This is a genomic window from Bartonella sp. AA126HLJHH (assembly GCF_042197425.1).
GTDB lineage: Bacteria > Pseudomonadota > Alphaproteobacteria > Rhizobiales > Rhizobiaceae > Bartonella.
On sequence record NZ_JBHIRU010000064.1, the window covers coordinates 1 to 2,527 of the forward strand.

The 2,527-nt window shown below is 37.8% G+C and carries 3 protein-coding genes; all 3 read left to right on the top strand.

Translation table 11 applies throughout. The annotated features are described in order from the left end of the window. On the top strand, positions 1 to 896 hold an 896-nt coding region (locus tag ACFIQC_RS09550), incomplete at its 5' end, for an ABC transporter substrate-binding protein (RefSeq protein ID WP_375630518.1). A 343-nt stretch (positions 897 to 1,239) separates the two neighbouring features. After that, entirely contained in the window at positions 1,240 to 1,458 is a 219-nt protein-coding gene (locus tag ACFIQC_RS09555; protein ID WP_375630520.1) for a hypothetical protein, read from the top strand. A 356-nt stretch (positions 1,459 to 1,814) separates the two neighbouring features. Further along, the coding region (locus ACFIQC_RS09560; RefSeq protein ID WP_375707112.1) for an ABC transporter substrate-binding protein at positions 1,815 to 2,527 on the top strand (713 nt) is incomplete at its 3' end.

The following is a 2,527-nucleotide window of genomic DNA, read 5'->3' on the forward strand; positions in this document are numbered from 1 at the left end:
AGATTTTAATTCGCCATGTTGCAGAGCCCGGAACACAACGTTTGTTGTTGCAAAAGCACGATATTGATGTTGCTCGTGATTTGACACCTGAAGATCTTGCAGATCTGCAAAAAACAACAGATGTTAAAATCGAAGAAGTGTTAGAACCATCTATGATGTACTGGGGATTTAACATGACAAATCCTATTTTTGCTAAGGAAAAAGTGCGTTTGGCGATGCGTTATCTCATAGATTATGAAGGTCTTGGCAAGAAGCTTCTCAAAGGTGTTGGTATTCCACGGGCCAGTTTTATTCCTCTTGGCAACTTTGGGGCTTTAGATGAAAAAGAAGGGCAACCCTTTAAACTTGATATTCAAAAAGCCAAGCAGCTTTTAGCAGAAGCTGGTTATCCGAATGGATTTGAGGCAAATTTTCTCGTATCAAATGCTCCTTATAGGGTGTTAGTTGCTCAGTCACTCCAAGATAGTGCCGCAAAGGCGGGGGTGCGTCTTAAAATTGAACGGATGGCCGGTACACAGTTGTTTTCTAAACTTTATGCACGGGCTTTTGATACGATTTTTGTCGGATGGAATAATGATTCTGCGGATCCTCATACCATGGCTTCACGTCTTGTTTATAATCCAGATAATCGGCTTGAGGCAAAAAATACCGCCTATCCTAGTTGGCAATATGGGTATTTAGATGAAACGATGAATCAAAAGGTTCAGGATGCATTGTTTCAAAAAGATCCGCAAAAACGGGCACAACTCTATGCTGATTTACAACGTGAATTGATGCAAAAAGGACCTTATGCGTTTATCTTTCAGAAATATACTGTTATCGCGATGACGCCTGATATCAAAAAGTGGGTTTGGAATAGTGCGCCACATATTTTTTATAGTAAAATTGAAAAATAAGAGTGTCTTCAATGCTGTTCAATAGATAAAGGGCATCGTCATGATATATTCGGCGTATTGTATAAATTTTCAAGTTTTGCAATGCGTCGAAGATCATAGGTAATGCGTGATATATTGTTGAATGTCTTTTCAAGACATTCGTTTAAAGATATTTTTCATTCTCATTAGAGGTGTATTTAAATGGATGTTAAGATCGATATTTCAATTTTTCTGAATTAGAAAGTGGTCAATTTATTTGTTAAAAAACTGAGAGTAACATAAAAAAACTAAGTGTAACAAATATCGCGGAATTTAGTGGTGCTAAAGGTGCAAAGGTTTTGCGATGTTGAAGGAAAGTTTTGTTATGGGGGTACACAAGAGATATCAGTTTTTTATGGTGTTTATATTTTCTTTTGCTTTGAAAGATGATGAGATGTCATTTGGAGGGTGTTATTTTACGAGGAGTGATGAAAAAATTAAATTTTCTTTTGAAGAAGGAATAAAAGTCGTTGCATTTGGCAAACTAACGAATTTTTCTGTTTTATCAAATCGTCAAATTGTTATGAAGGCTCGTTGTTATTAAGGTACTTGAGCTAAAAGGGGTAGTGCTTTGATGGTATAGAAAACGCCGGAAGAAATACGAGACAAGCTTGCTTAACAAGATAGAAAAAATACAGGTTTTATAGTCTTCAATAGTAGGCGTTATGATATCGTGATTAAGCTCTGTTGTTGGTGAGCGTTCATTGTATATCAGAGTGTTTTCCTTTGTATGTTTTAGTTTGGCTTATAAGTGTAGACAAGAGGAGTCATTGGCAAGAGGTGCTTGTTCTTGAAGATTTTAAAGTTTGGTCTTTAGGAGCCTATCGTTCGTCTAAACTTAAATTAAGCACGTTTTGCTGCATGGAGAATTTATACAATAAACGTTAAAAGGAAAATTCTATGAACATGAAAAGAAAAATATTGAAAAAGGGCAGTTCTTTTGTTTCTGCTGTTCTTGCAATGGGGATGTTTGTGCAACAAGTTTCAGCAAAAACACCCGCCGATACGCTTGTGATGGCTTGGAATCTCGATCCAATAAATACATTTGACCCTGCACAACTCAATGACCGTTATGGAATTGAAGTGGTTAACAATATTTGTGATAATTTAGTCGTTTCTGCTACAGATGATGCGGCTAAAATGGTTCCCTCGTTAGCGAAGAGTTGGGATGTTTCAAGTGATGATCAGAGTACGGTGATTACTTTTCACTTGCGTGATGGTTTAAAGTTTTATGATGGTCGTTCTGCGAATGCCAATGATCTTGTTTGGGGTATGAAGCGGGTTGTCAAATTGAAATTGGCTAATGCGGCAACATTTAATGAATATGGGATTACAGAACAAAACGTTGATGAGGCTTTTCAAGCACCGGACGACAAAACGGTGGTGATGAAATTTGATAAACCTTATCCATCAGAGCTTATTCTTAGCAATATTTCCACTAATCGCACTGCTGCCTTGCTGGATCGTGAGACACTCATGAAACACGAAAAAGATGGTGATATGGGAAACCGGTATTTGGCAAGCCATTCTGCTTGCGTTGGTCCTTATCAGCTAGAGAGTTGGCGCCCTGGAGAAGGAATTTTGTTGCGTGCAAGCTCCAATTATTGGGGGGA